The organism is Streptomyces flavofungini (assembly GCF_041028215.1).
Classification (GTDB): Bacteria; Actinomycetota; Actinomycetes; order Streptomycetales; family Streptomycetaceae; genus Streptomyces; species Streptomyces flavofungini_B.
The window spans coordinates 1-5,708 of sequence record NZ_JASKYR010000567.1 but is presented as its reverse complement, the minus strand read 5'-3'; the positions used below and the strand labels follow the sequence as shown (position 1 = coordinate 5,708).

At 71.3% G+C, this 5,708-nt stretch carries 5 protein-coding genes; 2 read left to right on the top strand and 3 right to left on the bottom strand.

The annotated features are described in order from the left end of the window. A partial coding sequence (locus AB8Z36_RS29815) for a cytochrome P450 (protein WP_369216497.1) occupies positions 1-417 on the top strand: 417 nt, incomplete at its 5' end. A gap of 14 nt (positions 418-431) precedes the next feature. Here AB8Z36_RS29815 and AB8Z36_RS29810 read toward each other — a convergent pair. Next, the gene (locus AB8Z36_RS29810; RefSeq protein ID WP_440582029.1) at positions 432-1,316 is read right to left on the bottom strand and encodes a diacylglycerol kinase family protein; all 885 of its coding nucleotides are present in this window, start codon (positions 1,314-1,316) and stop codon (positions 432-434) included. 132 nt (positions 1,317-1,448) lie between these two features. Here AB8Z36_RS29810 and AB8Z36_RS29805 point away from each other — a divergent pair, with 132 nt between their 5' ends. Then, the gene (locus tag AB8Z36_RS29805; RefSeq protein WP_369216495.1) at positions 1,449-2,732 is read left to right on the top strand and encodes an adenylosuccinate synthase; all 1,284 of its coding nucleotides are present in this window, start codon (positions 1,449-1,451) and stop codon (positions 2,730-2,732) included. A gap of 334 nt (positions 2,733-3,066) precedes the next feature. Here AB8Z36_RS29805 and AB8Z36_RS29800 read toward each other — a convergent pair whose 3' ends face one another. Beyond that, a complete protein-coding gene (locus AB8Z36_RS29800) occupies positions 3,067-4,830 on the bottom strand; it encodes a substrate-binding domain-containing protein (protein WP_369216494.1) in 1,764 nt (587 codons plus the stop codon). 112 nt (positions 4,831-4,942) lie between these two features. Beyond that, complete coding sequence (locus AB8Z36_RS29795; protein ID WP_369216493.1) at positions 4,943-5,476, bottom strand: serine-threonine protein kinase; 534 nt, start codon at positions 5,474-5,476, stop codon at positions 4,943-4,945. Positions 5,477-5,708: the final 232 nt, after the last annotated feature.

The following is a 5,708-nucleotide window of genomic DNA, read 5'->3' as shown; positions in this document are numbered from 1 at the left end:
CAGCTGGCCGCCCTGCGCGCCGATCCCGGCCGCCTGATCCCCACGGCGGTCGAGGAGCTGATGCGCTACGACACCCCGCTCCAGCTCTTCGAACGCTGGGTGCTCGACGACATCGAGATCGACGGCACGACGATCCCGCGCGGGTCCGAACTAGCACTCCTGTTCGGTTCCGCCAACCATGACCCGGCCGTCTTCGACCGCCCCGGCACCCTCGACATCGCCCGCCGGGACAACCCCCACATCTCCTTCAGCGCGGGCATCCACTACTGCATCGGTGCGCCCCTGGCCCGCATCGAACTGGCCGCCTCGCTCGCGGCCCTCCTCCGCAGGGCGCCGAAGCTGCGGCTCGCGGCCGAGCCCCGCCGCAAGCCGAACTTCGTCATCCGGGGGTTCGAGGAGCTCCTGGTGGAGGTCTGAGTGGCCGCACCCGCTCACCGGGGCAGCGTCAGCCCCCAGGCCTCCGGGCGGACCGTCCAGGTCCTGGTGCGGACGGGGCCCGCCACCACCGCGTCGGCGCGGTAGCGGAAGTCCGCCCCCGACACCGTCACGGTCCTGGCCCGTACCCGCAGCGGGGCCGCCTCCGCGCCGACCGAGGAGGGCCGCACCTCGACCTGCGCGAGCCCGCCCGCGCCCGCGGTGACACGGACGCCCGCGACCGGCTGGTCCAGGTCGACCAGGGTGACGCCGTCCGCCTCCACCCGCAGCCGCGCGGGCCCCGGCACCGGCGCCGCCGCCACCCGCGCCGGGCGGGCGGCGAGCGTGCGGACGAAGGACTGGCAGGTCCGCAGCCAGGCGTGGCCCTCGACGGAGGCCGTGGCGTCGACGGGCCCGTCCGGGCGCCCGGCGGCCGACGCGCCGACCGGCGGAATCCGCAGATCGCCCAGGACGACCCCGTCGCTCTCGTCGACGAGCAGATCCAGCCGCCGCTCGGCCCCTTCGAGGACCGTACGGGCCGCCGCGACGGCACCCGTGGGCACGCCGAGCGACCGCGCCAGCGTCTGTGAGGCCCCTACCGGAACCAGCGAGAGCGCGGCCCCGCCGAGCCCCCGCTCCCGGTGCAGCGCACCCACGGCGCGCAGCAGCGCGCGGTCGTCGCCGACCACGACGAGACGGCGCGCACCCCGTCTGGCCAGGGCTTTCGTAAAGTCTTCCGGACCCTCGGGCAGGCAGGTACGGATGGCCGCGCCCGCTCCGAGTACGTCCTTCGCGATCCGTACCGACTCACCGTCCGTGCGGCGGGCGACCGGGTCGATGACGACTAGCAGCTGGTCGCGAGCCGACAACGTACGCCCCTTTGCAGAGTCCTCGGGTAGCATCTTTGTGCAAGAGCCCCTTGCGCTATTGCGCCAGGGGCTTCGTCTATTCCGGGGCAGCATCCAAGGCACACCCATACGGCGGCTACGGCCCCCAGACCTTGGACATGCCCCGCCCGGAAGGGGTGTACGCCTGTGCCCGCACTTGTGCTGCTCGGTGCTCAGTGGGGTGACGAAGGCAAGGGAAAGGCCACTGACCTGCTCGGTGGCTCGGTGGACTATGTGGTGCGCTACCAGGGCGGCAACAACGCCGGCCACACGGTAGTCGTGGGCGATCAGAAGTACGCCCTCCACCTCCTCCCTTCCGGGATTCTCTCCCCGGACTGCGTGCCTGTCATCGGTAATGGAGTCGTCGTCGACCCGTCTGTCCTGCTCTCCGAGCTGAGCGGTCTGAACGAGCGCGGCGTCGACACGTCGAAGCTGCTGATCAGCGGCAACGCGCACATCATCACGCCGTACAACGTGACCGTCGACAAGGTGACGGAACGGTTCCTCGGCAAGCGCAAGATCGGCACGACGGGCCGTGGCATCGGTCCGACCTACGCCGACAAGATCAACCGCACCGGTATCCGGGTGCAGGACCTCTACGACGAGTCGATCCTTCAGCAGAAGGTCGAGGCGGCGCTCGAGCAGAAGAACCAGCTCCTGACGAAGGTGTTCAACCGCCGCGCGATCGAGGCGGAGCAGATCGTCGAGCAGCTCCTTGAGCACGGCGAGAACATCAAGCAGTACGTCGCTGACACGACGCTGATCCTGAACAACGCGCTCGACGAGGACAAGGTCGTCCTCTTCGAGGGCGGCCAGGGCACGCTCCTGGACGTCGACCACGGCACGTACCCCTTCGTCACCTCCTCGAACCCGACCGCGGGCGGCGCCTGCACGGGTACCGGCGTGGGCCCGACGAAGATCAGCCGCGTCATCGGCATCCTGAAGGCGTACACGACGCGTGTCGGCGCGGGCCCGTTCCCGACGGAGCTGTTCGACAAGGACGGCGAGGCGCTCCGCACCATCGGCGGCGAGCGCGGCGTCACCACCGGCCGTGACCGGCGCTGCGGCTGGTTCGACGCGCCGATCGCCCGCTACGCGACCCGCGTCAACGGCCTGACGGACTTCTTCCTCACCAAGCTGGACGTCCTCACGGGCTGGGAGCAGATCCCGGTCTGCGTCGCGTACGAGATCGACGGCAAGCGCGTCGAGGAGCTCCCGTACAACCAGACGGACTTCCACCACGCGAAGCCCGTCTACGAGTACCTCCCCGGCTGGTCCGAGGACATCACCAAGGCCAAGACCTTCGCCGACCTGCCGAAGAACGCGCAGGGCTACGTGAAGGCCCTGGAGGAGATGTCCGGCGCCCCGATCTCCGCGATCGGCGTGGGCCCGGGCCGCACGGAGACGATCGAGATCAACTCGTTCATCTAGGCGGTATGACCTGGGGCCCCGTGCCTCGGGCTCGCTCGAAGGGGTGGGTCGCGCTGAAGTGCGACCCACCCCTTCGGCATGCTTTGCCATGCTGCGGGCATGGCAGCGAGCGGCGTTACGGTGGGCGGGCATCGCCGTCATGTCCGAGCGAGGAGCAGGCCGATGAGCGCGCAGCCGGTGGAGCCGAGCAGGCCGACGGTCACGTATCAGCAGCTGAGTGAGTACGCCCAGGAGTTCGCCTCGAACCCGGGCAACGACCACATCAGCAAGCTCCGGGACTACCCGCGCATGGGCGTGCCCGTCTACATCATCATCGACCCCCGCGACGGCACGGTCACTGTGCACTCCGACCCGGACACGTCAGCCGGTGAGCCGCGCTATGCCGACGCGCGCAGCTACAAGTTCGGCGACCTCGTGCAGGTGGGCATCTGGTCGATCGACACCGGCACGTTCCCCCGCTACCGATCCAGGTAGGGAGAGAGGAACAAGGCCCAGGCCAAGGAAGGGCGGAACCGGGGTGCCGCTGCGTGCCCGTCGCTCGACCCCGCCCCGCCCCGTCCTCCCCGCAGATGCGCAAGCCCTCCGGGGTCGCGCACGGGAGGTGGCCGTGGGTATGGATGACGGCCAGGCCGTTGCCCCTGGCGTAGGCGAGGAAGCTGGAGGCCAGGGAGTCGGCGGGGGGCTGGCCGTAGGTGTAGGCGTACTCGATCTCGCGGTAGGGGTAGCCGCTCCTGCCGAGGTGCTCGGCGGAGGGCGCCCGGCCGTCGAGGGTGAGGCGGTGCAGGCCCTTCAGGCCCTCGGCCGCGCGGAGTTCGCTGTAGCCGATCGCGCCGGGGACGCGGCGCACGGCGTCCAGGACCTGGTCCGTGGAGTCCAGCTCGCAGCGCGTCACCGGCACCGAGCGGTCGTTCCTGGACAGGCAGTCGTTGGACGAGGCCTTGATCTCGAAGGCGCCGCCCAGGACGCGGCGCTGGAGGGTGTCCCGCGTCCCCGAGCTCGACCCCCGGCTGACCAGGACCACCGGCAGGTCGGGGCCGCCCAGCTCCTTCCAGTTGCGGACCCCGCCCCGGTAGACGCGGCGCACCTGCGGCAGCGTCAGGTTCGTCAGCCGCACGCGGTCGTTCAGGACCAGCGCGAAGACGGAGACGGCCACCCGCGTCTCCGCCAGGCGCGGGAAACCGTCCGACTTCGGGCCGTCCGAGAAGGTGAGCACGGGCGGTGAGCCCTTCGCCCGGCCGCCGCCGCCCGTGGCCTTCTTGCCCTCGTCGTCCAGCTCCCGCACCCCCGCCGCGCTCCCGTGCGCGGCGACCGTGATGTCCGAACCCGGGCAGTCGTCCTCGTACTTGTCCGCCATCTCCTCGGCGACGGGCGCGAACGCCGTGGAGCCGAGCACCGTCAGCTCTCCCGTCGCGCACTCGATCGGCGGCGGGTCGTCGTCGCGCAGCACGATGATCGTGGCGAGCGTGATGACGGAGAGGGTGAGCAGGACGGTCAGGAGGCGGGCGGGGCGGGAGAGCAGCGGCGGCTTGTCGTCGGGCGTGGTCGAGCGGTTGGGCTGGACCTCGCCCGCCTGGAGGCCGCCCGAGACGATGATCTCGCCGCCGACCGGGCCGCCGGTGAGCAGGACCAGGAGCTTGTAGTGCTGGCCCCGGTTGAGCGGCACGCGCGGGATGTGCAGGGTGCTGCCCTCGTAGCGCAGACCCGCGCCCGGCGTGAAGTGCTCCATCAGATGGTCGGCACCGGCCGGGGCGGTCACCGCGAGGCCGCGTACGGTGCGGCTGGAGAAGACGGCGGTCAGTCCGTGCAGGGTGCGCCCCGTGTAGTCGGCGTCGGAGACGGACTGCGAGCCGTCGTTCTCCACGCGGAGCAGGACGAGCGTGGCGTCGGACATCTCGGGCGTCTCGTCGAAGAGCCCGAGGCGCGCGTTGGCGCCGCCCGTACGGACGTTGTCCCCTATGGCGGTGTCCATCTGGACGCGGTAGCCGATGCGCTTGCGCCGGGGGACGCGGCGTTCGTACCAGAGCGCCCCGACCGTGGCGAGCAGGCCGAGGACCGCCGTGAGCACGGCGATGGTGTTCTCCGTGCTCAGCCACTCCATGACCACTCCATGAGCGGTGACGGTAGGGGGCCGGGCGGTCGGTCCTGGCCGCCTTCGCCGGTACGTCGGCGACTGTTCGCCGCCGGTTCAGCTCACCGGGGCCCCGGCGGGGTCAGCCCTCCTTGTCGAAGGTCAGCTCGCCCGAGCCGTCCGTGTTGGCGCGGCGCAGCTTTCCGTTGCCGAGGATCGTCACGACGCTCGGCTTTCCGGGCGTGCAGGCCGACATGGGCTCGCCGACGGTGATCTCGGTGCCGCCGAAGTGGAGCCGCTCGTCGGAGGCGGACTCCAGCTTGCCCTGGAAGACGCAGTGGTAGGTGCTGCCGTCCTCCATCGGGCCCTCCGCGACCATGGACAGGGTCGTGTCCCCGGTCTCGCCCTGCTGGAGCGTGAGGCGGCGGGTGTGGTGGCCCTTGTCGTTGTCGAGGCCGCCGGACCAGGTGCCCAGGTACTTGTCGGGGACCGCGCCCTCGTCCGCCGACGGTGAGGGGCCGGGTGTGCTCGGACCCGGCGTGGGTGAGGTGGGCCCCGGCGTCTTCGGTCCGCTGCTCACGGAGTTCTTGGCGTCGTCGTTCTTCTTGTCGGTGCCCTCGCCGTTCATGACCGCGTAGACCGTGCCGCCCGCGCCTATCGCCACTATCAGCGCCACGACGATCAGCGCCGCCGTCGAACGTCCGCTGCGGCGCGGTGGCTCGGGTGGTCCGAGCGGTACGTACGGTCCCGGGCCGTAGGGCGACGGGGCCGGGGGGCTGCTGCTGGGGGTAGCCGTATCCCGGGGTGCCGGGCCGCTGCTGCGGATAGCCGTACGCCGGGGCGCCGGGCGGCGCGGGCGTGTGCGGCGGGGCCTGGCCGGAGACCATGGTGGGCAGGTGGTCCAGGGG

Bases quoted from the DNA above. Each gene is read 5' to 3' on its own strand.
- AB8Z36_RS29810 (WP_440582029.1), bottom strand. From the start codon at position 1,316: ATGCTACCCGAGGACTCTGCAAAGGGGCGTACGTTGTCGGCTCGCGAC.
- AB8Z36_RS29800 (WP_369216494.1), bottom strand. From the start codon at position 4,830: ATGGAGTGGCTGAGCACGGAGAACACCATCGCCGTGCTCACGGCGGTC.